This window comes from Delftia sp. PE138 (genome assembly GCF_018320755.1).
Taxonomy (GTDB): domain Bacteria; phylum Pseudomonadota; class Gammaproteobacteria; order Burkholderiales; family Burkholderiaceae_C; genus Comamonas; species Comamonas tsuruhatensis.
This window is the reverse complement of the sequence record NZ_JABEPN010000014.1, coordinates 67198-92464: the sequence shown is the minus strand read 5'-3', so window position 1 is coordinate 92464 and position 25267 is coordinate 67198. Positions and strand designations below refer to the sequence as shown.

The following is a 25267-nucleotide window of genomic DNA, read 5'->3' as shown; positions in this document are numbered from 1 at the left end:
ACCTCTACAACGGGGAGATCGTGGCCTACGAGATGCAGGAGCGCCCTGTGTACTCGCTCGTAGGGAACATGCTCAGGAAGGCGTTGCGCAAGCTGAAGACCCGCGGCGATGCGCCACTCTTGCACTCCGACCAGGGGTGGCAGTACCAAATGTCCCACTATCGAGAGCAGCTCCACGAGCACGGCTTGACGCAAAGCATGTCCCGCAAAGGCAACTGCCTGGACAACGCGGCCATGGAAAGCTTCTTCGGTACGCTGAAATCGGAATTCTTCTACCTGAACAAGTTCGCAAGCGTTCAGAGTTGCAGCGCGGCCTGCGCCGCTACATTCATTACTACAACCACCAACGCATCAAGCTCAAACTAAAAGGCCTGAGCCCGGTGCAGTACCGAACTCAGGCCTTGAGCCGCTAGCTTCCAACCGTCCAACTTCTTGGGGTCAGTTCAGCATGCCGGGCGTTTTCTTTGGTCAGCACGCGGATAACGCGGCAGTCAACGCAGTTGCGCGATGGCCCGTGCGGCCTCTAATACCAGGCAGGGGCCCCGATAGATCAGGCCGCTGTAGATCTGGACCACATCGGCGCCCGCCCGGATCTTGCTGACCGCATCTTCGCCGCTGAGAATGCCTCCCACGCCGATGATGGGGTAGCGGCTTCCCAGCGCAGAGCGCAGTTGGCGGATGACCTGGTTGCTGGCCTCCAGCACCGGCGCGCCGGAAAGGCCGCCCGTTTCTTCGGCGTGGAGCAGGCCCTTGACGGCATCCCGGCTGATCGTGGTGTTGGTGGCAATCACGCCGTCCATGCCGTGGCGCTGCAGCGTGGTGGCGATGACGCCGACCTGCTCCTCATCCAGGTCGGGTGCGATCTTCACGAACACCGGCGCCCGCTTGCCGTGCTGCGTGGCCAGTCGCTCGCGCCGCTCGGCAATCGCTCCCAGCAAGGCATCCAGCGCTTCGTCGCTTTGCAGGGCACGCAGATTCTTGGTGTTGGGCGAGCTGATGTTCACCGTCACGTAGTCGGCATGCGGGTAGACGCCATCGAGCGCCTTGAGGTAGTCGCTGGTGGCTTCTTCGATGGGCGTGCTGGCGTTCTTGCCGATGTTCAGCCCCAGCAGCATGGGCTTGCCCATGGCGCGGGCCTGTGAGCGCTTGACGTTGCTCAGGAAGGCATCGAGGCCTTCGTTGTTGAAGCCCAGTCGGTTGATCAGTGCATTGCGTTCGGGGATGCGGAACATGCGCGGCTTGGGGTTGCCGGGCTGCGCGCGCGGAGTCACGGTGCCCACCTCGACGAAGCCGAAGCCCATGGCGGCCAGTGCATCGATACAGCGTGCGTTCTTGTCCAGGCCTGCAGCCATGCCGACGCGATTGGGGAACCTGAGCCCGGCAAGCTCGACGGGATCACTCACCATGGGTTGGGCCCAGGCCTGCTGCAGGAGCGTGTTCTGCCCCTTTGCCATCAGGTTCATCGTGAGATCGTGGGCGGATTCGGGGTCCATGCCGAAGAGAAAGGGACGGGTCAGGGCGTAGGGGATCAAAGACATGGGGATAATCGAAGGATTACCTGGATTTTCCCTCATGACGACATCTGCTGCCTCTTTTTCCCAAGATGAACTCAAAGCCCTGGTCGGGCAAGCCGCTCTGGCCTACGTAGTGCCCGGCGAAATCATCGGCGTCGGCACGGGCTCGACGGTCAACAAGTTCATCGATGCGCTGGCCACCATCAAGGACCAGATTCCTGGGGCCGTGTCCAGCTCCGTGGCCAGCACCGAGCGCCTGAAGGCGCTGGGCATCAAGGTGCTGGATGCCAACGAGGTGGACCGCCTGTCGGTATACATCGATGGCGCCGACGAGATCGACGGTCGGGGCTACATGGTCAAGGGCGGGGGCGCGGCACTGACGCGCGAGAAAATCGTTGCGGCGCTGGCCGAGCGCTTTGTCTGCATCGCCGATGCCTCCAAGCGCGTCGAGGTGCTGGGAGACTTTCCGCTGCCGGTGGAGGTGATTCCCATGGCTGCTGCCCAGATTGCCCGGCGTTTCGAGGCCAGGGGTGGCCGGGCCGAGATCCGCATGAAGGGCGGCGCTCCTTTGGTGACGGACAACGGCCAGCACATTCTTGATGTGCGCGGCCTGAAGATTGCTGAGCCGCTGGCCTTTGAGTCCGAGGTCAACCAGTGGCCCGGCGTGGTCACCGTGGGCGTTTTTGCGCACCAGAAGGCATCGGTCTGCCTGCTGGGCACGCCTGAAGGCGTGCAGACGCTCGACTACTGAGGCAGGAAGCCGGTCCTGGCCTCTCGGCTGCTAGCCGATGCTCTCGAACACCGCAGCGCCTGCGGTCCAGACGAGCAGGGCCATGCCACCGAGACACAGCGCGCGCAATGAAGCTTGCGTGCGCTGTTTTTTGATGCGCTGAATGAGCCAGGTGACGGCCGCCAGCCCGGCGTAGATGGCAAAGAAGCCAGCCGTCGTCATGTAGTAGGCCAGGCGGTTGAGACCGTTGCCCAGGCCTCCGTCATGCATGAACCACAGTGTGATCAGGCAGGGCACCAGCACCAGGCAGGTTAGCCGCAACGGCTCTCGCCACGAAGGCCTTGCCACCAGTACCCACCCGATGAGCGCAGGCAGGCCCACAAGAATGCCCAGCCTGGCCAAGGTCCAGGCCACGTCGGACAGCATGGAATCCACGGCCGGGCTCCTGACGGCGGCAGTGTCTGCCTAGAAGCTCAGACCTGCGGGGTTGTCGCTGGTGCGTGCACCAGGCGCGGGGGCGGGTATGGGGGCGCGCCTGTTTGCCTGCTCCTCGGCGGTGGGTGCTGCGGCTGGCGCTGATGCGGCCGGTGCGGCAGGCTTGGGTGTGGTCAGGGGCTGCGCGGGTGGCCGCTTGTACTGGGCTGGCAGCTGGGAGCTTGCGGGGTAGCCTGCGGCATCCAGGTACTGCGTCCATTCGCTGGAGGAGAAGCCGGTCAGAAACTGCTTGCCGATGGTGGCAAACGGCAGTCCGGTCTGCCCGCTGAGCTTGTTCAGGGCTGCCGCGTCCGCTTCGGTCTGCACCAGGCGCTCGGCATAGGGGATGCCCCGGGACTGCAGCAACTGACGAGCGCTATCGCAGGGCGTGCAATCGGACGAGGAGTACAGCGTCACTGGAAAGCGGCTCGCAATCTGGCGCAGCGCATAGGGCAGGCCTGCGTTGCTGTCCGAGGCGCCCGCCACTGCCTGGGCGGCGGGCGCTGCCTGCTGCTGTGCGCTTTGGGCGGGGCGGTCCGAGAAGGTGACTTTTCCATCCGGCCCGACGATACGGTAGACCTGCTGTGCGGCGGCTGGCAGCGCGGCGGCAAGGCAGGCGAGGGCGAGGCATGGCATCAGGTGGCGCAGGGCGCCGTGGCCAAGGCTGGGAGAAGACTGCATGGACGATCTCGGTTTCGGAAGAAGGGTTTCGTGCCGGGGCGGCGACCACTCGCCGGATGGATGCCCGCACAGGAGTGCCTGCAAGCATAGCGTGCCATTCATCCTGGGCCATCTTCTGGAGTCGCAGGATGTGGCTGCGCGCATCCGGTGGAGTTGCCGGGCCAGGAAAAAGCGCCCCATCGGGGCGCTGCAGACCGGGTTGCCAGGCTCAGGCCTCGGCCATGCCCTGGTGGCGCAATAGCGCGTCCAGCTGGGGTTCGCGGCCACGGAAGGCCTTGAACGACTCCATCGCCGGGCGGGATCCGCCGGCTTCAAGAATGGCCTCGCGGTAGCGGCGGCCTGTCTCGGGGTTGGGGGTTCCATCGGCCAGCATGGTTTCCTCGAAGGCCGCATAGGCATCCGCCGAGAGGACTTCGGCCCACTTGTAGCTGTAGTAGCCCGCTGCGTAGCCGCCTGCAAAGATGTGGCTGAAGGTATGGGCCGAGCGGCTGTAGGCGGGCGAGGGCAGCACGGCCACTTCGGCGCGAACCTGGGCCAGCAGCGGCATGATGTCGGCCTTCGGATCGTGCTCGGTGTGCAGCAGCATGTCGAACAGCGAGAACTCGATCTGGCGCAGCGTCTGCATGCCCGACTGAAAGTTCTTGGCCGCGATCATCTTGTCGTACAGTGCGCGCGGCAGTGGCTCGCCCGTGTCCACGTGGGCGGTCATGTGCTTGAGCACTTCCCACTCCCAGCAGAAGTTTTCCATGAACTGGCTCGGCAGTTCCACCGCGTCCCATTCCACGCCCGCGATGCCCGAGACATCGCGCTCGTTGACCTGGGTCAGCATGTGGTGCAGGCCATGGCCTGTCTCGTGGAACAGCGTGATCACGTCATCGTGCGTGAGCAGGGCCGGCTTGCCGTCAACGCCGGTGGCAAAGTTGCAGACCAGGTGCGCGACCGGCGTCTGCAGCTTGTGGCTGTCGGGGCGCAGCCAGCGGGTGCGTACATCGTCCATCCAGGCGCCGCCGCGCTTGCCCGAACGTGCGGGCTGGTCCAGGTAGAACTGGCCGACCAGTTGGGGGCCTTGCGGCGTGCTGCGCTCGATGCGATAGAACTCGACAGCGGGATGCCACACCGGCGCTACGTCGCGGCGGATGGCCACGTCGAACAGCGTCTCCACGATCTTGAACAGTCCGGCCAGTACCTTGGGGGCGGGGAAGTATTGCTTGACCTCTTGCTCGCTGAAGGCATAGCGCGCTTCCTTGAGCTTTTCGGAGATATAGGCCCAGTCCCAGGGCTGGGGATCGGCCAGGCCCAGTTCCTTGCGTGCGAAGCTGCGCAGGTCGGCGACATCCTTTTCGGCATAGGGGCGGGCGCGGTGCGCGAGGTCACGCAGGAAGTCGATCACCTGCTGCGGAGAATGCGCCATCTTGGGAACCAGCGAGATCTCGCCGAAGTTGCGGTAGCCCAGCAGCTGCGCCTCTTCCTTGCGCAGGGCAAGTATTTCGGAAATGTTGGCCGTGTTGTCGAAGCGGCGGGCATCGCCCTCTGCCTGGTCGGAGGCGCGTGTCACATAGGCGCGGTAGAGCTTCTCGCGCAGCGCGCTGCTGGTGGCGAACTGCATCAAGGGCAGGTAGCAGGGCATCTTCAACGTGAGCTTGAAGCCTTGCTTGCCTTCGGCTTCGGCGGCGGCACGGGCTGCCTGGCACACGTCCTGGGGCACACCGTCCAACTCATCGGCCGTGGCGTAGTAGGCAAAGGCATCGGTGGCATCCAGCGCGTTCTCGCTGAACTTCTGCGTGAGTTCGGCCGAGCGTTCCTGAATCTTGGCAAAGCGCAGCTTGGCTTCACCCTGCAGCTCCGCGCCAGACAGCACGAAATTGCGCATGGCATGGTCCCAGGCGGCGCGCTGCTCCACGTTGAGCGTGGCAGGGTCGATGGCCTTGTACTTGGCGTACAGCCGCTCGTCGGCGCCCAGGCGCGTCCAGAACTCGGTGACCTTGGGCAGGGATTCGTTGTAGGCAGCGCGCAGCTCGGGTGTATCGGCCACGCTGTTGAGGTGGCTGACGGCGCCCCAGGCGGTCCCCAGCTTCTCGGTGGCGACATCGAGCACGGCGGAGATCGAATCCCAGCGCGCGGGGAAGTCAGGTGCCGTGACGGTCTCCAGGGCCTCGCAGGCCCCGGTCAGAAGATGGTCGATGGCCGGGCCGACGTCGGCGGGGCGGATGCGATCGAACAGGGGCAGGTCGGAGGATTCGAGGAGGGGATTGCTCATGCGTGTCAGATGCCGTCGGGTGCATTGAAATCAAGCGGCTCCCCGGGGAGCCGCCCGATGCTTGTCAGCTCCTGGTCAGCCGGCGGCGCGCTCGGCCGCCTCCATGGTGTTGACCAGCAGCATGGTAATCGTCATGGGGCCGACGCCGCCCGGCACGGGGGTGATGAAGCCGGCCACTTCCTTGACGCCGTCAAAGTCCACGTCGCCGCAGAGCTTGCCTTCGTCGTTGCGGTTCATGCCCACGTCGATGACCACGGCGCCAGGCTTGCACATGTCTGCGGTCAGCACATTGCGCTTGCCCACGGCGGCGACCACGATGTCGGCCTGGCGCGTCATGGCGGCCAGGTCCGCCGTGCCGCTGTGGCAGATGGTGACGGTGGCATTGGCGGCCAGCAGCATCATGGCCATGGGCTTGCCGACGATGTTGGAGCGGCCGATGACCACGGCGTGCTTGCCGCGCAGGTCCTTCATGCCGATGGATTCGAGCATCTTCATGCAGCCATAGGGCGTGCAGGCCTTGAAGCCGACTTCACCCACCATCAGCGCGCCGGCGCTGGCCACGTGAAAGCCATCCACATCCTTGAGCGGCGAGATGGTCTCGATGACCTTGTGGTCGTCGATATGGGCGGGCAGCGGCAGCTGGACCAGGATGCCGTGGATGCGGGGGTCGTTGTTCAGCGCCTCGACGCGGGCCAGCAGTTCGGCTTCTGTCATCGAGGCGTCGTACTTCTCCAGCACGGAATGAAAGCCTGCGTCCTCGCAGGCCTTGACCTTGTTGCGCACATAGACCTGGGAGGCAGGGTTGTCGCCGACCAGGACCACGGCCAGGCCGGGCGTGGTCCCTCGGGCCTTCAGGGCAGTGGCGCGCTGTGCGACTTCGGCACGCAGTTGGCGGGAGAGGGCGTTGCCGTCGATGAGTTGGGCTGTCATTGCAGTGGATACCAAAATAAAAATGCTGCTAGGGCTTGTTGGTCAAGCGCTAGCAGCCCTTTGAAAAAAGCAGGGGAGGCGTCGGTGCTTATCCTGCGACGGCCGCCTTGGCCGCCGCAGCGGTCTGGCCCTGGCCCAGGGCGATCTTGAGCAGGTCGGCCACGGTGTTGGCGTTGAGCTTTTCCATGATGTTGGCGCGGTGCGCCTCCACGGTCTTGATGCTGATGCCCAGATCGTCGGCGATCTGCTTGTTCAGGCGGCCGGCGACGATGCGCTCGAGCACCTGGGCTTCGCGGCTGGTCAGCTTGGCCAGCAGGGCGTCGCGGCTGGCGGCCTGCTGGTGGCCGGCAAAGGCTTCGCGGGCATGGTCCAGCATGCGCTCGACCAGGTTCAGCAGTTCTTCCTCGTTGAACGGCTTCTGGATGAAGTCCAGTGCGCCCTTCTTCATGGTGTTCACCGCCATGGGCACGTCGCCGTGGCCGGTGATGAAGACGATGGGCAGGGGAGACTTGCGTTCGATCAGTCGGTCCTGCAGTTCCAGGCCGGTCATGCCGCCCATGCGGATGTCGACTATGAGGCAGGCGATTTCGCGTGGGTCGTAGCGCGAGAGGAAGGTCTCGGCCGAGTCGAAGCAGCGCACACGATAGTCCTTGCCCTCCAACAACCATTGCAGCGAATCACGAACCGCTTCGTCGTCATCAACTACGTACACAGTGCCTTTTTTGGGGATCAAGCTCATGCAATCGTCCTTGTTGTGGGTTCAATGGTCGCTGCCGGCGTTGTCGCGTCGCCCGGCGGGGCCAGCGGCAGCCAGAATGAAAATCGGCAGCCGACAACCTCGGAACCATTGTAGAGGTTCTCGGCACGCATACGGCCCTGGTGGGACTCGACAATGCTGCGGCACAGATTCAGGCCCATACCCATGCCTTCGCTCTTGGTGGTGAAGAAGGCCTCGAAGAGGCGCTCCAGCACCTCGGGCGGCAAGCCCTTGCCGGTGTCCTGCACGTTGAATTCGATGACGCGCTGGTCCTCGATGGTGCGCGGCACCACGCGCAGTTCCACGTTGCGCTGGTGGCTGGGTCGGCCCGATTGCTCGATGGATTCGGCGCCGTTCTTCATGAGGTTGACCAGCACCTGCTCGATGAGGATGGTGTCGGCCATGATGGCCGGCATGCGCTCGGCCACGTGATAGGTCAGCTGTACATTGCGGCGGCGCAGCTCGATGCCGGCCAGCTCCACCGCCTCGCTGACCATGTCGGTGACCTGGGCCAGGGTGCGGTTGGGTTCGCTGCGCTTGACGAAGGAGCGTATGCGCAAAATGATCTGGCCCGCGCGCTGCGCCTGGTGGGCGGTCTTCTCCAGCGCGAACTTCATCTGCTCCTCGGTCAGCGTGCCTTTTTCGAGGCGCGTGAGCATGCCGCTGCAGTAGTTGCTGATGGCGGTCAGCGGCTGGTTGAGTTCGTGGGCCACGCTGGAGGCCATCTCGCCCATGGTGATCAGGCGGCTGACGGACTGGGCGTGCTCGGCCTGTCGATCGGCCTGCTCCTCGGCCAGGCGGCGCGGCGTGATGTCGGTGGCGATCACCATCTGCGCCAGGCGTCCGTCCACCCAGCTCAGGTAGCGCGAGCGCACTTCCAGCCACTTGCCCAGTTCGGGCAGATAGATCTCGGCGTTCTCGCTGCGTGCGCTGGTCAGCGAGTCGGTGGGCAGGCCCATCAGGCCATCCTCATCGTCCATGCCCTGCGGCTGAGAGCGCACGGGCAGCACGCCGGCCTGGGCGACGAGCTGCAGATGGCCATCGGTCTGCGAGCCGAACCATTGCCGGTACAGCTTGTTGGCGAACAGCAGCTCGGCGCTGCCAAGCGGGGCGACGGACACCGAGGCGTCCAGCGCCTCCAGCACGATGGTGAAGCGCTCGTAGGAGGCCGACAACTGCTCGCGGATGCGGTTGGGCTCGGTGATGTCGGTCATGGACGACATCCAGCCCGTGTGCTGGCCGTGGGCGTCGATCAGCGGCGAGACATACAGGCGCGCGTCGAACTGCGTGCCGTTCTTGCGCTGCACGCGCACCTGAAAGCCCCCGACGATGGTCTTGCCCGACAGCTCCTCGCGCAGCTTGGAGTGCAGGTTGTCGTAGTCGTTGTCGGGCCAGTAGGAATAGGGCGGCATCTGGCCGACGAGTTCGGATTCGCTCCATCCCGTCATCTGGCAGAAGGCGGCGTTCACGTAGGTGATGCGGCCTTGCAGGTCCAGCGCGCGCATGCCGGTGAGCACCGAGTTCTCCATGGCGCGGCGGAAATTGGTTTCGGCAACCAGGGCTTCCTGCGCGCGCTGGCGGCGTCGCGTGTGGCGCCAGGTGGCCAGCAGCAGCCATGCCGTCATCGCGCTGAGCGTGCCCACCAGCCAGAACAGGCCGCTGCCCACCACGCCCAGCGAGGTGCGGTAGGCCTGTGCGCGCAGCACCAGACTGTTGCCCACGGGGGCGACCGGAGCCTCGTCCTCATTGGCCACCGTGCGCCAGCGCAGCAGGTCGGTGGCATTTTGCTTGCGCGGCGTCAGCGGTGTGCCGGCCAGAACCTGGCCCCGGCTGTCGAGCATGGTCATGGCATAGCGGGCCATGATTTCGGTGGGCGTGCCGTAGCGCAGCAGGCTGTCCACGGAATACTCGCCCAGCAGCTCGCCGATGTAGCGGCCGTCCTGCGCCAGCGGCACATGCAGCTGCAGCAGCGGCGCGGCCTCGCCCTTGTGGGCCAGGCCTTGCACATAGATGGGCTGCTGCATCTCGCGCGCGAGCTGGTAGGCCTCCAGGGCGTCACCGGCGCGCAGTACCTCGCGGGGGATACGCAACTGGTCGCTGCTCACGGTGGGGGCGGACTGGCTGGCCAGAATGCGGCGTTGGGAGTCGATCCAGGTGATGGACTGCAGTTCGGGATACTGGCTGATGAGCGCTTCCGCGCGGCTGGCGAAATCGGACTCGGCCAGATCGTGGTTGCTGATGTCGCGCGCCATGCGCATCAGTTGCTCCTGGCGCTCCAGCAGGCGCAGGCGCACGCGCTGCTGGGCATATTCCACGTCGCGGTGCAACGCTTCCTTCTCGCGGTCGATCTCCTCCATGCGCAGATACCAGAACGACGCGACGATGGCGGCCATGAACATCAGTACGGCGGCCAGCGGGGCGAGTGCCGCAAAGCGGTCCTGGCGCGTGGGGGAAAGACTGCGCCACCAGCTGCGCCACCAGCGCACTGGCGCGGCCACGCCTGCCATGGGGGCAGGGCTGTGCGTGCCGTGCTCGGAAGGGGAGGATTGCATGCGCCCAGTGTAGGGGAGAGTCTGACTGTTTTTAAGGAGTATTGGAGTCGCCACGCAGGCGCTTCGGCGACGTTCTTTGGGGTCTTCACTGTATGTGCGTTTGCAGCAAAATTTCAAATTATGAAATCAAAAAGCACCATTTGAAATTCGAAAAAAGTATGCGACACTCGCCGAGCATTGAGGCAGTGAATCGGTATCTTCAAGTTCGCCAGACAGGGTCTGTGCCGCGCAAGGCGTGGTGAACTACCCGCCTGCGATGGCGCGCTGCGCCGCTCACTGGTTCGACCCCAAGACGCTACCTTCTGCAAGGAGACATTCCCATGACAGCTCAGACTGACCCGCAAGGCAATGCAGGCGTTCCCGCCGGCCTGGACCAACAAGAATCGCGCGAATGGATGGACGCACTGTCGGCCGTCATCGATCGTGAAGGCGCCGAATATGCGCACAAGCTGATCGAGGACCTGCTCGAACATGCACGCCAGAACAGCGTGGACATGCCCTTCTCGGCCAACACCGGCTACGTGAACACCATCGAGGCCTCGCAGGAAGCGCGCTGTCCCGGCAACCTGGAAATCGAAGGCCGCCTGCGCGCCTACATGCGCTGGAACGCCATGGCCATGGTGGTCAAGGCCAACCGCCTGCACCCACCCGAAGGCGGTGACCTGGGTGGCCACATCGGCTCCTTCGCTTCGCTGGCCAACATGTTTGCGGCCGGCTTCAACCATTTCTGGCACGCCGAAAACGAAAACCACGGTGGCGATTGCCTGTACATCCAGGGCCACGTCTCGCCCGGCATCTATGCCCGCGCCTATCTGGAAGGCCGCATCTCCGAAGAGCAGCTGCTGAACTTCCGCCAGGAAGTGGACGGCAAGGGCCTGTCCAGCTACCCGCACCCCAAGCTGATGCCCGAGTTCTGGCAGTTCCCCACGGTGTCCATGGGCCTGGGCCCGCTGATGGCCATCTACCAGGCGCGCTTCCTCAAGTACCTGCACGCCCGCGGCATTGCCGACACCGAAAACCGCAAGGTCTGGGTCTTCTGCGGCGACGGGGAAATGGACGAGGTCGAGTCGCTGGGCGCAATCTCCCTGGCCGCCCGCGAAAAGCTGGACAACCTGATCTTCGTGATCAACTGCAACCTGCAGCGCCTGGACGGTCCGGTGCGCGGCAACGGCAAGATCATCCAGGAACTCGAGGGCGAGTTCCGCGGCTCTGGCTGGAACGTCATCAAGCTGCTGTGGGGCAAGGGCTGGGACGAGCTGCTGGCCAAGGACAAGGACGGCGTGCTCAAGAAGATCATGGCCGAGTGCAACGACGGCGACTACCAGTCGTTCAAGGCCAATGACGGCGCCTACGTGCGCAAGAACTTCTTCGGCCGCGATCCGCGCGCGCTGAAGATGGTCGAGCACATGAGCGACGACGAGATCTGGAACCTGCGCCGCGGCGGCCACGATTCGCAGAAGGTCTATGCGGCCTTCCATGCGGCCAACTCGCACAAGGGCCAGCCCACCGTGCTGCTGGTCAAGACCGTCAAGGGCTTCGGCATGGGCAAGATCGGTGAAGGCAAGAACACCGTTCACCAGACCAAGAAGCTGGGCGACGAGGACATCAAGGCCTTCCGCGACCGCTTCAACATCCCGATTCCCGACAGCCAGATCGCCGACCTGCCTTTCTACAAGCCGGCCGACGACACGCCGGAAATGCGCTACCTGCACGAGCGCCGCAAGGCCCTGGGCGGCTACCTGCCGCACCGCCGCGTCAAGGCCAGCGAGCAGTTCACGGCGCCTGCGCTGGACACCTTCAAGGCCATCCTCGAAGCCACGCCCGAAGGCCGTGAGATCTCGACCACGCAGGCCTATGTGCGTTTCCTGACGCAGCTGCTGCGCGACAAGGAAATCGGCCCGCGTGTCGTGCCCATCCTGGTGGACGAGGCACGTACCTTCGGCATGGAAGGCCTGTTCCGCCAGATCGGCATCTACAACCCCGCTGGCCAGCAGTACACCCCGGTCGACAAGGACCAGGTGATGTACTACCGCGAGGACAAGGCCGGCCAGATCCTGCAGGAAGGCATCAACGAAGCCGGCGGCATGAGCAGCTGGATCGCGGCAGCCACGAGCTACAGCACGAGCAACCGGATCATGATCCCGTTCTACGTGTACTACTCGATGTTCGGCTTCCAGCGCATTGGTGACCTGGCCTGGGCGGCCGGCGACATGCAGGCGCGCGGTTTCCTGCTGGGCGGCACCTCGGGCCGCACCACGCTGAACGGCGAAGGACTGCAGCACGAAGACGGCCACAGCCACATCCTGGCCAACACCATTCCCAACTGCGTGAGCTACGACCCGACCTTCGCCCACGAAGTCGCCGTGATCATGCAGGACGGCCTGCGCCGCATGGTGCAGGAGCAGGAAAACGTCTTCTACTACATCACGCTGCTCAACGAGAACTACGCCATGCCCGGCCTCACGCCCGGCACCGAGCAGCAGATCATCAAGGGCATGTACCTGTGCAAGCCCGGCCAGAAGGTGCCGGAAAGCGGCCTGCGCGTGCAGCTGCTGGGATCGGGCACCATCCTGCGCGAATCCTTCTTCGCCCAGGAACTGCTGCTGGCCGACTGGGGCATTGCCGCCGACGTGTGGAGCTGCCCCAGCTTCAACGAACTGACCCGCGACGGCCAGGAAGCCGACCGCTGGAACCTGCTGCATCCGCTGGAAACGCAGAAGGTGCCCTTCGTCACGCAGCAGCTGCAGTCGCACAATGGCCCGGTGATCGCATCCACCGACTACATGAAGGCCTACGCCGAGCAGATCCGCCCCTACATGCCCAAGGGCCGCACCTACAAGGTGCTGGGCACCGACGGCTTCGGCCGTTCGGACTTCCGCCGCAAGCTGCGCGAGCACTTCGAGGTGGACCGCCACTACATCGTGGTCGCCGCACTGCGCGCGCTGGCCGAAGAAGGCAAGATCAACGCCACCACCGTGGCCGAGGCGATCGCCAAGTACGGCATCAAGGCCGACAAGATCAACCCGCTGCACGCCTGAGTAAGAACGGGAGACACCTATGGCATTGGTAGACATTCAAGTTCCGGACATCGGCGATTTCGATGAAGTCGGTGTGATCGAAGTGCTGGTCAAGGCCGGCGACCAGATCAAGGCCGAGCAATCGCTGATCACCGTTGAGTCCGACAAGGCATCGATGGAGATTCCGTCCAGCCACGCCGGCGTGCTCAAGGAGCTGCGCGTGAACCTGGGCGACAAGGTCAAGCAAGGCAGCATCATTGCCGTGATCGAGACCGCAGACGCTGCGGCACCGGCACCGGCACCCGCAGCTGCTGCCCCGACTCCCGCGGCTGCACCTGCATCTGCTGCGCCTGCGCCGGCCCCTGCTCCCGCTGCCGCACCTGCGGCCTCGGGCGCCGCCACGCAGATCGACATCAAGATTCCCGACATCGGCGACTTCAAGGACGTGGCCGTGATCGAGATGCTGGTCAAGGTCGGCGACACCGTGACGGCAGAGCAATCGCTGTTCACCGTCGAATCCGACAAGGCCTCGATGGAAATCCCCTCGCCCGCAGCGGGCACCATCACGGCGCTGACGCTCAAGATCGGCGACACGGTCAATGTGGGCGACGTGGTCGGCCAGATGAGCGTGCAGGGCGCTGCCGCGCCTGCAGCCCAGGCTGCGGCCCCGGCACCTGCTGCTGCAGCCTCTGCACCGGCAACTGCTGCCCCGGCCGCTGCAGCTCCGGTGGCTGCCGCTGCAGCATCGGCTCCTGCCGCTGCACCTGCACACAACCCCACCGTGGCGCCCACGGGCAAGCTGCCCCATGCATCGCCCTCGGTACGCAAGTTCGCCCGCGAACTGGGTGTGCCGCTGGACGAGGTCAAGGGCTCGGGCAACAAGGGCCGCATCACGGCCGACGACATCCAGGCTTTCACCAAGTCCGTCATGGCCGGTGCCGTGCAGACCAAGGCCCAGGCTGCGGCGGCTCCCAAGGGCGGCTCCGGCGGCGGCGCCGGCCTGGACCTGCTGCCCTGGCCCAAGGTGGACTTCGCCAAGTTCGGCCCGGTCGAGCGCAAGGACCTGTCGCGCATCAAGAAGATCAGCGGCGCCAACCTGTCGCGCAACTGGGTCATGATCCCCCACGTCACCAACAACGACGAGGCCGACATCACCGACCTGGAAGCTTTCCGCGTCTCCACCAACAAGGAGAACGAGAAGAGCGGCGTCAAGGTGACCATGCTGGCCTTCGTGATCAAGGCGGTGGTCGCGGCGCTCAAGAAGTTCCCGGAGTTCAACGCCTCGCTGGACGGCGACACCCTTGTCTACAAGCAGTACTTCCACATCGGCTTCGCGGCAGACACGCCCAATGGCCTGGTGGTGCCCGTGCTGCGCGATGCCGACAAGAAGGGCATCCTGCAGATCAGCCAGGAAATGGGCGAGCTGGCCAAGAAGGCCCGCGATGGCAAGCTTGGCGCTGCCGACATGCAGGGCGGCTGCTTCTCGATCTCGTCGCTGGGCGGCATCGGCGGCACGAACTTCACCCCCATCATCAACGCCCCGGAAGTGGCCATCCTCGGCCTGTCCAAGGGCCAGATGAAGCCCGTGTGGGACGGCAAGCAGTTCGTGCCGCGCCTGACGCTGCCGCTGTCGCTGTCCTATGACCATCGCGTCATCGACGGTGCCTCGGCCGCGCGCTTCAACGCCTACCTGGGTCAGGTGCTGGCGGACTACCGCCGCATCCTGCTGTAAACGGAGGCCCGACACATGGCAATCATCGACATCAAGGTGCCCGACATCGGCGACTTCGCCGAAGTGGGCGTGATCGAACTGCTGGTCCAGCCCGGTGACACCGTGGCCAAGGACCAGTCCCTGATCACCGTGGAGTCCGACAAGGCCTCCATGGAGATCCCCTCCAGCCATGCCGGCGTGGTCAAGGAACTCAAGGTCAAGATCGGCGACAAGGTCGCCGAGGGCTCCGTGGTCCTGACGCTGGAGGCTGCCGGCGAGGCGGCCACTGCGCCCCAGGCTGCCGCTGCGGCTCCTGCAGCCGCCAGCGCCGCGGCACCTGCCGTGCCGGCTCCAGCGGCCCCGGTCCCCGCTCCTGCGGCAGCAAGCTACGCTGGTGGCGCGGCCGACTATGACTGCGACGTGGTCGTGCTCGGCGGTGGCCCTGGCGGCTACTCTGCCGCCTTCCGCGCAGCCGACCTGGGCCTGAACGTGGTCATCGTCGAGCGCTACAAGACCCTCGGCGGCGTCTGCCTGAACGTGGGCTGCATTCCCTCGAAGGCGCTGCTGCACGTGGCGGCCGTCGTGGACGAGGTCAAGCATCTGGAAGTGGCAGGCGTCAAGTTCGGCGCGCCCGAGGTCAACATCGACCAGCTGCGCGGCCACAAGGACAAGGTCATCGGCAAGCTGACCGGCGGCCTGGGCCAGATGGCCAAGATGCGCAAGGTCACCGTGGTGCGCGGCTACGGCAATTTCGTCGGCGCCAACCACCTGGAAGTGGAAGAGACCACGGGCGATGGCCAGGAAAAGACCGGCAGCAAGAAGATCGTGCAGTTCAAGCGCGCCATCATTGCCGCCGGCAGCCAGGCCGTGCACCTGCCCTTCATGCCCAAGGACCCGCGCGTGGTGGACTCCACCGGCGCGCTGGACCTGGCCAGCGTGCCCAAACGCATGCTGATCCTGGGTGGCGGCATCATCGGCCTGGAAATGGGCACCGTCTACTCCACGCTGGGCGCACGCCTGGACGTGGTGGAGATGATGGACGGCCTCATGCAGGGCGCCGACCGCGACCTGGTCAAGGTCTGGCAGAAGATGAACGCGCCGCGCTTCGACAACATCATGGTCAACACCAAGACCGTGGGTGCCGAAGCCACGCCCGAAGGCATCAAGGTCAGCTTCGCGCCCGCCAAGGACGGCATCACCGTGCCCGAGCCTCAGGTCTACGACCTGGTGCTGCAGGCCGTGGGCCGCACGCCCAACGGCAAGAAGATCGCCGCCGAGAAGGCCGGCGTGGCCGTCACGGACCGCGGTTTCATCGAAGTCGACATCCAGATGCGCACCAACGTGCCCCACATCTTCGCCATCGGCGACGTGGTGGGCCAGCCCATGCTGGCGCACAAGGCCGTGCACGAGGCCCATGTGGCCGCCGAAGTCATCGCCGGTGAACTGCAGGGCAACAAGGAGCTGGCCGCCAGCGCCTTCAATGCCCGCGTGATCCCCAGCGTGGCCTACACCGACCCGGAAGTGGCGTGGGTGGGCCTGACCGAGGACCAGGCCAAGGCCCAGGGCATCAAGGTCAAGAAGGGGGTCTTCCCCTGGACGGCATCGGGCCGCGCCATTGCCAATGGCCGCGACGAAGGCGTCACCAAGCTGCTGTTCGACGACAGCCCCGAGGCGCATGGCCATGGCCGCATCCTGGGCGGTGGCATCGTCGGCACGCATGCGGGCGACATGATCGGCGAGATCGCGCTGGCCATTGAAATGGGTGCCGACGCCGTGGACATCGGCAAGACCATCCATCCTCACCCCACGCTGGGCGAGAGCCTGGGCATGGCGGCCGAGGTGGCGCACGGCTCCTGCACGGACCTGCCGCCGCAGCGCAAGTAAGCGCAACGCCCGGCCTTCGGAACGGGCAAGGACACAAAGGCAGCTTCGGCTGCCTTTGTGCTTTGGGGGGTAGTACGGGTCGCAGGCCGGCTCAGGCCTGGGAGCGCAGCCACTGCAGTAACTGCGCGTGCACGCCATTCGGTGCAGGCGGGGCAGGGGACAGCAGGCAATAGCGCGATCCATCCTCCACAAAGCCCATGGGCGCCGCCAGCACGCCGCTGGCAATGTCGTCGCGCACCAGTTGCCAGGGGCCTATGGCCACGCCCATTCCGGCCACGGCAGCCTGGAGCGTGAAATAGAAATGTTCGAACTGCAGCTGCGGTCCCGAGGGCTGGGGCTGGCCGCTGCACTCGGCCCAGGTGGCCCAGGCGCCAGGGCGCGTGCGGCTTTGCAGCAAGGGCGCATCGGCGCGCAGCCTGGGCGTGTGCTCTTGCGCGGGGCGGTCGCACCATTGCGCCAGGCGATCTGGCCGGCAGACCGGGCCTATGCGCTCTGCGAACAGCGTTTCGGCATGGCAGCCTGCGGGCAGGGCGAAATCGTCGCGCCGTATGGCCAGGTCGATCCCGTCCGCAAACGAGAACGGGCCGCCGCCGGCCACCAGGTGCAGTTGCAGCTCGGGATGCATTTGCTGGAACTGTGGCCAGCGTGGAATCAGCCAGCGCATCAGCAAGGTGGGTTCGCAGGACAGCACCCAGCGGCGCGCATGCCGCGCGCGTGCGCGCAACTCCTGCGTCGCCTGGCGCATGCGCTCCAGGCCTTCATGCACGGCCTGTGCGAGATGGCGCCCAGCGTCGGTCAGGAAGACGCGGCGGCTGCGGCGGTCAAACAGGGTCACGCCCAGATCGTCTTCCAGCAGGCGCACGGCCCGGCTGATGGCGCCGTGGGTCAGATGCAACTCTTCAGCCGCCTTGCTGAAGTTCTCCCGTCGGGCGGCTGCTTCGAAGCAGCGCAGGGCCTGCAACGACGGCAGCCGCTTGCTGGGAGTCTGTGAATTGAGTTCACTAACTGTGTCAGAAAACATCGTTATGTATTTTCATGGAAGGCCAATACTATCCCGCGTTGCACTGAGTCGAACGGAGAATGCATGACCGAATGGATAGCTGTAGTCACCATTACCTTGCTGGCCGTGATCAGCCCCGGGGCGGATTTCGCCATGGTCACGCGCAACAGCCTGCTGCGCTCGCGCCGCGCGGGCATGCTCACGGCGCTGGGCATAGGCCTGGGCGTGCTGGTCCATGTCAGCTATACCTTGCTTGGTGTGGGGTTGCTGATGCAGCAGGCCACCTGGCTGTTCGATGTGGTCAAGCTGCTGGGTGCAGCCTATCTGATCTATCTGGGCGTGACCATGCTGCGCAGCCGGCCGGACGGAGAAATGGCCAGCCAGCCGGCTGCCGTACTGTCCGACATGGCGGCGCTGCGCACGGGCTTTCTGACGAATGCGCTCAATCCCAAGACCACGGTGTTTGTGGTGAGCCTGTTCCTGCAGATCGTGGGGCAGGACACATCTCTGGCCACGCAACTGGCGTACGGCGGGTTCATCTCGCTGGCCCATGTGGGTTGGTTTTGCATCGTGGCGCTGTGCTTTTCCGCGCAGCGGGTTCGTGCCCGGCTGCTGGCCTTACGGCACTGGATAGACCGGGCCTTTGGCGGCATGTTGGTGGGCTTCGGTGTGTTGCTGGCCAGTGCCAAGCTGAGGCTGTGATGCCATGAAGGCCTGACAGGAATCGGTGGGGGAGGACGGGCAAAAGGCCGCAGCGCATGCGGCCGCTGCCCGGCATGCAAGGCCTGCGAGGTGCCATGGGGTGCCTCGCAGGCCAAGCTGTTTTTGGGGCAGCGGAAATGCCTGGCCGCGCAGCTGGAGCGCCTCACCTGGGCGTTCCAGTGCCACGGGCTATGTCGAATGCGCTGCCGATGCCCGCTGCCGCAAGCCGGTTGGTGGGCAGATGCCAGGGGCGCTGCTTGCGGGCGCCGCTTGGCCTATGCTTTCGATACTTCACACATCACCCACAGGGCGCACGGCATGTGCCCCCAGGAAACCGCATCCAATGGAAACAACAAGGCAGGGGGTGCATCCCTCATGGATCGTCGTGATGGCCGGCGTCAGCGCGGCCCTGCATGTAGGCAAGCTGCCGCCGGCCGTGCCGGTGCTGCAGCAGCAGCTGGGCGTGTCCCTGCTGCAGGCCGGCTTTCTGCTTTCCACCGTGCAGGTGGCCGGCATGCTGCTGGGCTTGGTGGTGGGCCTGGGGGCTGATCGCTGGGGACTGCGGCGCAGCATGCTGGCGGGCCTGCTGTTGATGGCGGGTGCCAGCGCCCTGGGCGCCATCGCCACGGGTTTTGCACCGTTGCTGGCCCTGCGCGCCGTGGAAGGACTGGGCTTTCTGCTGGTCGCCATGCCGGGGCCAGGGCTGATTCGCCGCTGCGTGGCGCCGCACGATCTGAGCGCGCGCATGGGCTGGTGGGGCACCTACATGCCGCTGGGCAGTGCCATCGGCTTGCTGCTGGGTCCCTGGGTGATGGCCTGGGCTTCCTGGCCGCTGTGGTGGCTGCTTCTGGGGCTGGTCTCTGCCCTGGCTTGCGCCGCCGTGTGGTACGGCGTGCCGGCAGACGGCCCGAAGGCACCCGTTGGCACGTCGGCGGCTGGCGGGGGGTGGCGTCCGCGCCTGGCGCTGACTTTGCGCAGCCCTGGCCCCTGGTGCGTGGCGCTGGGCTTTGCCGTGTATTCGGGACAGTGGATGGCCGTCATCGGCTTTCTTCCCACGGTCTATGCCGAGGCGGGCCTGGGAGCGGCGTTGTCGGGCACGCTGACGGCCGTGGTGGCGCTGGCCAACATGGTGGGCAATGTGGCATCGGGCCGTCTGCTGCAAGGCGGCTGGAGCGCATCGCGGGCGCTGCGCCTGGGCTTCGGCTGCATGGCTTTGTGCGCGCTGCTGGCCTATGTGCAATGGCAAGGCCAGCCGTTGGCACCTTTGTGGCTGCGCTTTGCTGCGGTAGTTGTGTTCTCGGCAGCGGGGGGACTGATTCCGGGCACGCTGTTTTCCATGGCCGTGCGGCTTGCCCCCGATGAGTCCACTGTTTCGACCACGGTGGGCTTCATGCAGCAATGGTCCAGCGTGGGCCAGTTTGCAGGGCCGCCTCTGGTGGCGGCCGTGGCAGTGCAGGCGGGCGGATGGCAGTGGACCTGGGTGGTGACGGCGGCCATGTGCGCCATCGGCTGGTGGCTGGCCGGCGCCATTGCCCGCATCAGCGCGGCGCCTGCAAGGCAGCGCGAACGCGCTGCCGCCTGATCACGCGTCGCGCGAACCTGTGAGCGCCTTCAGGGCCTCTTCCATCTGTCGTGCGTGGTCCAGCGCGGGCAGCCAGGCCTCAGGCAGCGGTTGGGTGGGCGCCTGGGGGGCCGAGGCGGCCAACCTGGCCAGGGCGTCGTCGGGCTGCAGGGCCACCGCGTTGCCATTGGCGGCCAGTTGCCGGCAGGCTTCGATCAGCCATTCACAGTGCAGGACGATGGCGCGCGGCATGAGGCCGCTGTCATGCGACATTCCGCGCACCAGGCTTTCGCCCAGCAGCAGCGCGCTGGCGTACAGGCGCACGGCATGGCGGTCGTAGCGCGCCGTGACGGTCTGCAGTGCCGCGCCACCCAGGCGTCCGCGCACGGACCAGCGGCTGGCGCTTTGCGCCTCCGCCATGGCGGTGCGCAGCGCGCTCAGCGCATCGCTGCTGCGCGTGAGCTGGCCCAGTGCCACGGTGGCGTCGGGTGTGTCGTGGGTGGCGGTGGCACGCAGCGTGGCGTCCAGCCCGTCGGCCAGCTGGCCCAGCAACGCGCTTGCCGAACGTGATACGGCACGCAGCGGATTGGCCGTGAAGATGACCTGGCTGAACATCAGGCCCACGCCTGCGCCGACCAGCACGTCGACCAGCCGGGTTTCGCCCGCCGCGCTGGGCCCCATGCTGAGGACCAGCACCACGGAAACGCCGGCCTGTATCGGAACCACAGGCGGCTGCCCCAGCATGGCGGCCAGCGACAGCGCGACCAGCGAGGCCAGGCTCAGCCGCAGCAGGGGAATGGTGTCGGGCAGCAGCCAGGCCAGTTCGCCGACGATGATGCCGATGGCGCAGCCCAGCACCAGGCCCCAGGTTTGCTTGAGATGGCTGGGCAGGCCGGGCGCCAGGCAGACCAGGGCGGTGACGGCGGCAAAGACGGGTCTGGGGTGGCCCAGCAGGTAGTGGGACAGTTCCCAGGCCAGCATGGCGCCCAGCGAGGCGGCGATGGCATCGCGCAGCGCCAGCCGCAGGCGGCCTGGCGCCGCGGCCATGCCGCTCTTGAGTGGTCCAGTGGTTGTTTTTGCTTTTGATTTTCGCCAGCGCACGAAGATGGTCCCTCCAGCTTGCGAAATCCAGGTTCGCAAATGCCCAAAAGCATAGCGGCCGATGCAGGGCAGGAGTGCAGGAAAGAGGCTTCTTGCTTGTAAGAAAGCAGCCCGTGCGAGGCGTGTTCAGCCGTGCCTGAGCAGGCCTTCGATGAAGCTCCATTCTTCGGGCGTGACCGGCGTGATCGACAGCCGATTGCCCTTTTGCAGCACACGCATCTGCGCCAGTTCAGGATGCGCGCGCAGCTCGGCAATCTGCAGCGTGCGTGTCTTGCGCAGCGCCTGCACGTCCAGCGTGAGCCAGCGCGGCTTGTCGGGAGAAGACTTGGGGTCGTAGTACGGGCTGGCCGGGTCGAACTGCGAGGCGTCGGTGCGCAGATTGCCGGCAATGCGGGCGATGCCGTAGATGCCGGGCTCGGCGCAGCTGGAATGCCAGTACAGCACCCCGTCGCCGACCTGCATGGCATCACGCATGAAGTTGCGCGCCTGGTAGTTGCGCACCCCGTCCCAGGCAATGGTGGCCTGCGGCGCGGCCAGCGCATGGTCTATGGAGTATTCGTCGGGCTCGTTCTTCATGAGCCAGAACTGGCGGGCGGAGGGTGTGGGGGCTGCAGTCATGCAACGATTGTGGCAAATCCCCGGACGCCGTGGCGGCGTTCTGCGCGCGGCGGCAGGAGTGTGTCAGGGGCTGGACAATGGCCTTCAGCCGGGCGCCTTTCCCATGCCCGCGAACCACAGGAATCCTGCATGTCCGACCGCTCCACCTATGTCCCGCCCGCCGTATGGCAGCCTGCGCCCTCGGGCGGCACCTTCGCCAACATCAACCGCCCGGTCGCCGGGCCGACCCACGACAAGACACTGCCGGTGGGGCAGCAGCCTCTGCAGCTGTATTCGCTGGCCACGCCCAACGGCGTGAAGGTCACCATCATGCTGGAGGAGCTGCTGGCGCTGGGCCATGGCGGCGCCGAGTACGACGCCTGGCTGATCCGCATCAGCGATGGCGACCAGTTCTCCAGCGGCTTTGTCGAGGTCAACCCCAATTCCAAGATTCCCGCGCTGGTGGACCGCAGCGTGGAGCCGCCGGTGCGCGTGTTCGAGTCGGGCTCCATCCTGCTGTACCTGGCCGAGAAGTTTGGCGCGCTGCTGCCTGCCGAGCCCGCTGCACGCACCGAGACGCTGAACTGGCTGTTCTGGCAGATGGGATCGGCGCCTTACCTGGGCGGCGGCTTCGGTCATTTCTATGCCTATGCTCCCGAAAAGTTCGAGTACCCGATCAACCGGTTCACCATGGAAACCAAGCGCCAGCTGGACGTGCTCAATCGCCAGCTGGCCGAGCACGCCTTCATTGCGGGAGAGCACTACAGCATTGCCGACATCGCCATCTGGCCCTGGTATGGCGCACTGGTGCTCAACGAGGTGTACGGCGCGGCCGAGTTCCTGGCGGCCCATGAGTACACGCATGTGATGCGCTGGGCCCGCGAGATTGCCCAACGGCCGGCGGTGGTGCGCGGCCGCCGCGTCAATCGCACCTGGGGAGACGAGGCCACCCAGGTGCCGGAGCGCCACCGCGCCTCGGACCTGGGCTGATCGCCATTTACTGGGAGCGGCCCCAGGGGCCGCGGTCCGGCTGGCGCCAAAAGCGCGGGCGCTTGCCGGATGGCTCGGCCCCGGGCTCGCCCTCGCCCTTGCCTTTGCCGTGCTCATGCAATTGCTTGCCGGCCTGCTCGACCTTGCGGGCCGTGCGTTCCAGCTGCGTGGGCAGATGCGAGGGAATGTCGAGCTCCGCCTGCTCGACCACGCGAATGCAGTCCTGGATGTGGCGCTCTCCCAGGTAGCGCAGCGTGGCGTAACCCAGCGCGGCCGCTGCAGCCTGGCCGGCCAGCGGCACGTACTTTGCCGCTTGGGTCGCCGTCATGCGCATGCCGGCAGCGCGTGCCAGGCGCACCACCATGTCGCGCGTGATCAGCTTGCCGATCAGTACCGAGCCGACCATGGCCACGGCCTTTTGCACCTGCTCGCGCTTGCCGGGGTCCAGCCTGTCCAGCTGTTCGGGCGTGAGGCCGAACTCACGGTTGATGCGCGGCAGCAGGCGCGCCAGCAGGGCTGCGTCAACCAGCCAGTCCAGCCCCGGGATGGGCAGGCTGCTGGCTGCGGCTCCCACCAGCGCACGCCGGTGCAGCAGCTTGCGCGCGCTCTCTGCGGCCTGCGCCACATCGTGGCGCGGTGGTGGAGGGGGAGGGGTCTTGTCCGATGTGCGAAAGATCATGCGTGCCAGTGGGTCCGGGGCAGATGTCGATCAGGAGAATGCGCCAGCCGGAGGAGGCGGCTGGCGCCGGTGCGGTCAGCGTGCGCTCTTGCTGCGCACCAGGCTGTAGATGAAGAGGATGACGATGGCGCCAACGATGGAGGCGATCCAGCCAGCGGGCTGCCCGGCTTCATACCAGCCCATGGCGACACCGACATAGCTGGCAAGAAACGATCCTGCCACACCAAGCAGGATGGTCATGATCCAGCCAAGGCTGTCGTCGCCGGGTTTGAGTGCGCGCGCCAGCAGGCCAACGACCAGGCCAACGATGAGGGTGCCAATCAAGGACATCATGCTTTTCTCCGAACTGAAGCTTCCATGCCGCGACTCTAGGGCCCGGCGCATGCCGGCCCTGTCGGACAGCGTCTCAACCTGGGACGAAGGCAGTGCAGTGCCCTGAAAAACAAAACGCCTGCATCTGCAGGCGTCTGGACTGGGGGAGGGCAGACAGCCCGCCGTGGTTACTGCAGCTGGCTTGCCTGCATCTGCATGGCCAAGGCAGCCTTGCTGGCATCCAGGCCCAGGCCGTCGGAGTCCTGCACGCGACGGGCGCCATCGAAGCGGCGGGCCCAGTAGGCGCTTTGCATGCTTTCCACGCGCACCTGTGCACCGGTGCGGGGGGCATGAATGAAGTTGCCGTCGCCGACATAGATGCCGACGTGGCTGAAGGCGCGGCGCATGGTGTTGAAGAACACCAGATCGCCGGGCTTGAGTTCGTTCTTGTCGATTTTTTCCGTGGCCTGTGCCTGCTGGTCAGCGCGACGCGGCAGGACCTTGCCCAGGGTCTCGGAGTAGATGGCACGGACAAAGCCGCTGCAGTCGAAGCCGGTCTCGGCACTGTTGCCGCCGCGACGGTAGGGAACGCCGATGAAGCCCATGGCGGTCACGACTAGGTCGGAGGTCTTTTCGGCGACGCTCTGTCGTGCTTCCTTGACGAAGTCGGAAGTGCGCTCCGCCATGTGGTGGCGGGCTTCGCGCAGCTGCGAGATGAGGCTGCGGTTGACCAGCAGCTGGTTCATATCGTCGTCACGCAGCTCGGGCGGAGCCGCGTGTGCAGTGGCGCTGACGAACAGGAGTGCGATAAGCCATCGGGACATGGGGCGCGAGATTACCACGCAAAAACGTAGGACAAATTCGATAAGACCCCCGAAGGCCCGGGTTTTTGAGCCACCTCAGGAATCGCCGGCGCCCGGCGGTGATGGCCCCCAAGCTGCGACAATAGCGGGCTGTCCTGTTTTCCGATAAGAAGGGCGGCCCGCGCCGCCTCGTATTCCAAGAAAGATCCGCCATGCTGCTTGAAGCCTCCGACTCCCAGCTTGTACTCGTCGATTACCAGGAGCGCCTGATGCCGGCCATCTTCGAGGGCCCGGCAGTCCTGGCCAATGCCGTGAAACTGGCTCGTCTGGCGCATCTGGTGGAAGTGCCGGTGTTCGGCACCGAACAGAACCCCTCGCGCCTGGGTGCCAACGATGCCCAACTGCGCGCGCTGTGCGACAGGACACTGTCCAAGATGCATTTCAGCGCCGTGTCCGAAGGACTGGGCGAGTGGCTGCGTCCGCCTGCACGTCCCCAGGGCGGCAATGCGCGCAGCCTGCCCAAGCACCTGCAAAAGCCCCAGCAGCAGGCGCCCGAGCGCAGCATGGTGGTGATTGCCGGCTGCGAAGCCCATGTCTGCCTGCTGCAGACGGCGCTGGAACTGCTGGAGGACGAGTTCGACGTCTGGGTCGTCACCGATGCCTGCAGCTCGCGCACCGAGCGCAACCGCGATGCTGCCTTCGATCGCCTGGCCGGCGCGGGTGCCGAACTGGTGACCACGGAGATGGTGGCCTTCGAGTGGCTGCGCAGCTGCGAGCACCCGGCCTTCAAAGATCTGCTGGCCCTGGTCAAGTAAGCCACTGAAGCGATGGTTTTCGTCGAGGCGCCTGCACGGCGCCTTTTTTTACGCCCGTCGCAAGGCGGGGCCATGAAAGACGAATGGGACGGAGGGGGCCGGCCCGGGTCGCTGTGCAGGATTTGTCAGCTTTGGGCAAGCGCATTATGAATAATTATGAATTCAGAAGCCGCCAATCCATGACAACGACAGGAGACAGAC

23 protein-coding genes are annotated in these 25267 nt (G+C 65.6%); 10 read left to right on the top strand and 13 right to left on the bottom strand.

Features of this window, described 5'->3' with window-relative positions; genetic code table 11:
- Both HFGMBDPB_RS28590 and HFGMBDPB_RS30105 read left to right on the top strand, forming a co-directional pair.
- Positions 1 to 365: DDE-type integrase/transposase/recombinase (locus tag HFGMBDPB_RS28590; protein ID WP_502757484.1), on the top strand; the 365-nt coding region annotated here is incomplete at its 5' end.
- Positions 326 to 412, top strand: coding sequence for an IS3 family transposase (locus tag HFGMBDPB_RS30105; protein WP_502757485.1), 87 nt, complete (start codon positions 326 to 328; stop codon positions 410 to 412). The genes HFGMBDPB_RS28590 and HFGMBDPB_RS30105, both read left to right, overlap by 40 nt.
- Before the next feature lie 78 nt (positions 413 to 490).
- Here HFGMBDPB_RS30105 and HFGMBDPB_RS28585 read toward each other — a convergent pair whose 3' ends face one another.
- Entirely contained in the window at positions 491 to 1537 is a 1047-nt protein-coding gene (locus HFGMBDPB_RS28585) for a quinone-dependent dihydroorotate dehydrogenase (RefSeq protein ID WP_212646740.1), read from the bottom strand.
- A gap of 34 nt (positions 1538 to 1571) precedes the next feature.
- Here HFGMBDPB_RS28585 and rpiA point away from each other — a divergent pair, with 34 nt between their 5' ends.
- Positions 1572 to 2264: a ribose-5-phosphate isomerase RpiA gene (gene rpiA / locus HFGMBDPB_RS28580; protein ID WP_212646739.1), complete on the top strand. Its 693-nt coding sequence runs from the start codon at positions 1572 to 1574 to the stop codon at positions 2262 to 2264.
- A 30-nt stretch (positions 2265 to 2294) separates the two neighbouring features.
- On the opposite strand, the gene HFGMBDPB_RS28575 is transcribed toward rpiA, so the two are convergent.
- The 6 genes from HFGMBDPB_RS28575 to HFGMBDPB_RS28550 all read right to left on the bottom strand — a co-directional run bounded on the left by HFGMBDPB_RS28575 (position 2295) and on the right by HFGMBDPB_RS28550 (position 9894).
- Complete coding sequence (locus HFGMBDPB_RS28575) at positions 2295 to 2669, bottom strand: hypothetical protein (RefSeq protein ID WP_223275203.1); 375 nt, start codon at positions 2667 to 2669, stop codon at positions 2295 to 2297.
- Between the two features lie 39 nt (positions 2670 to 2708).
- A complete protein-coding gene (locus HFGMBDPB_RS28570) occupies positions 2709 to 3398 on the bottom strand; it encodes a glutaredoxin family protein (protein ID WP_209669053.1) in 690 nt (229 codons plus the stop codon).
- 208 nt (positions 3399 to 3606) lie between these two features.
- Complete coding sequence (locus tag HFGMBDPB_RS28565; RefSeq protein WP_212646738.1) at positions 3607 to 5655, bottom strand: M3 family metallopeptidase; 2049 nt, start codon at positions 5653 to 5655, stop codon at positions 3607 to 3609.
- Between the two features lie 75 nt (positions 5656 to 5730).
- Positions 5731 to 6585, bottom strand: a complete 855-nt coding sequence (folD, locus tag HFGMBDPB_RS28560; protein WP_046239222.1) for a bifunctional methylenetetrahydrofolate dehydrogenase/methenyltetrahydrofolate cyclohydrolase FolD — start codon at positions 6583 to 6585, stop codon at positions 5731 to 5733.
- Between the two features lie 88 nt (positions 6586 to 6673).
- Complete coding sequence (locus HFGMBDPB_RS28555; RefSeq protein ID WP_012205807.1) at positions 6674 to 7324, bottom strand: response regulator transcription factor; 651 nt, start codon at positions 7322 to 7324, stop codon at positions 6674 to 6676.
- On the bottom strand, positions 7321 to 9894 hold the full coding sequence (locus HFGMBDPB_RS28550; RefSeq protein WP_016447108.1) for a PAS domain-containing sensor histidine kinase: 2574 nt from the start codon (positions 9892 to 9894) through the stop codon (positions 7321 to 7323). Before HFGMBDPB_RS28550 ends, HFGMBDPB_RS28555 begins: the two co-directional genes overlap by 4 nt.
- A 320-nt stretch (positions 9895 to 10214) precedes the next feature.
- Here HFGMBDPB_RS28550 and aceE point away from each other — a divergent pair, with 320 nt between their 5' ends.
- Genes aceE through lpdA form a run of 3 tightly spaced genes read left to right on the top strand, consistent with a single transcriptional unit; the run spans position 10215 to position 16506 of the window.
- Entirely contained in the window at positions 10215 to 12932 is a 2718-nt protein-coding gene (gene aceE / locus HFGMBDPB_RS28545) for a pyruvate dehydrogenase (acetyl-transferring), homodimeric type (protein WP_016447107.1), read from the top strand.
- A gap of 19 nt (positions 12933 to 12951) precedes the next feature.
- A complete protein-coding gene (gene aceF / locus HFGMBDPB_RS28540; RefSeq protein WP_212646737.1) occupies positions 12952 to 14643 on the top strand; it encodes a dihydrolipoyllysine-residue acetyltransferase in 1692 nt (563 codons plus the stop codon).
- A 15-nt stretch (positions 14644 to 14658) separates the two neighbouring features.
- Entirely contained in the window at positions 14659 to 16506 is a 1848-nt protein-coding gene (gene lpdA, locus HFGMBDPB_RS28535) for a dihydrolipoyl dehydrogenase (protein WP_046987331.1), read from the top strand.
- Positions 16507 to 16597: 91 nt separating this feature from the next.
- Here the strand turns inward: lpdA and HFGMBDPB_RS28530 are convergent, their stop codons facing one another.
- On the bottom strand, positions 16598 to 17527 hold the full coding sequence (locus HFGMBDPB_RS28530) for a LysR family transcriptional regulator (protein ID WP_016447104.1): 930 nt from the start codon (positions 17525 to 17527) through the stop codon (positions 16598 to 16600).
- A 63-nt stretch (positions 17528 to 17590) separates the two neighbouring features.
- Here HFGMBDPB_RS28530 and HFGMBDPB_RS28525 point away from each other — a divergent pair, with 63 nt between their 5' ends.
- Both HFGMBDPB_RS28525 and HFGMBDPB_RS28520 read left to right on the top strand, forming a co-directional pair.
- Positions 17591 to 18208 (top strand): LysE family translocator, encoded by a 618-nt coding sequence (locus HFGMBDPB_RS28525; protein WP_212646736.1) that lies wholly within the window; start codon positions 17591 to 17593, stop codon positions 18206 to 18208.
- A gap of 343 nt (positions 18209 to 18551) precedes the next feature.
- Positions 18552 to 19790, top strand: a complete 1239-nt coding sequence (locus HFGMBDPB_RS28520) for an MFS transporter (RefSeq protein WP_016447102.1) — start codon at positions 18552 to 18554, stop codon at positions 19788 to 19790.
- Here HFGMBDPB_RS28520 and HFGMBDPB_RS28515 read toward each other — a convergent pair whose 3' ends face one another.
- A complete protein-coding gene (locus HFGMBDPB_RS28515) occupies positions 19791 to 20816 on the bottom strand; it encodes an FUSC family protein (RefSeq protein WP_212646735.1) in 1026 nt (341 codons plus the stop codon). It lies immediately after the preceding gene.
- Positions 20817 to 20996: 180 nt separating this feature from the next.
- On the bottom strand, positions 20997 to 21488 hold the full coding sequence (locus tag HFGMBDPB_RS28510; RefSeq protein WP_016447100.1) for an EVE domain-containing protein: 492 nt from the start codon (positions 21486 to 21488) through the stop codon (positions 20997 to 20999).
- A gap of 129 nt (positions 21489 to 21617) precedes the next feature.
- Here HFGMBDPB_RS28510 and yghU point away from each other — a divergent pair, with 129 nt between their 5' ends.
- A complete protein-coding gene (gene yghU, locus HFGMBDPB_RS28505) occupies positions 21618 to 22457 on the top strand; it encodes a glutathione-dependent disulfide-bond oxidoreductase (protein WP_016447099.1) in 840 nt (279 codons plus the stop codon).
- Between the two features lie 7 nt (positions 22458 to 22464).
- Here the strand turns inward: yghU and HFGMBDPB_RS28500 are convergent, their stop codons facing one another.
- From HFGMBDPB_RS28500 to HFGMBDPB_RS28490, 3 genes are all read right to left on the bottom strand, one after another.
- Positions 22465 to 23136, bottom strand: coding sequence for a hypothetical protein (locus tag HFGMBDPB_RS28500; protein WP_212646734.1), 672 nt, complete (start codon positions 23134 to 23136; stop codon positions 22465 to 22467).
- Positions 23137 to 23211: 75 nt separating this feature from the next.
- On the bottom strand, positions 23212 to 23469 hold the full coding sequence (locus HFGMBDPB_RS28495) for a GlsB/YeaQ/YmgE family stress response membrane protein (protein ID WP_012205794.1): 258 nt from the start codon (positions 23467 to 23469) through the stop codon (positions 23212 to 23214).
- Positions 23470 to 23636: 167 nt separating this feature from the next.
- A complete protein-coding gene (locus tag HFGMBDPB_RS28490) occupies positions 23637 to 24272 on the bottom strand; it encodes a C40 family peptidase (protein ID WP_016447097.1) in 636 nt (211 codons plus the stop codon).
- Between the two features lie 191 nt (positions 24273 to 24463).
- On the opposite strand from HFGMBDPB_RS28490, the gene HFGMBDPB_RS28485 reads away from it, so the two are divergent.
- Positions 24464 to 25066, top strand: a complete 603-nt coding sequence (locus HFGMBDPB_RS28485) for an isochorismatase family protein (RefSeq protein WP_016447096.1) — start codon at positions 24464 to 24466, stop codon at positions 25064 to 25066.
- Positions 25067 to 25267 lie beyond the last annotated feature (201 nt).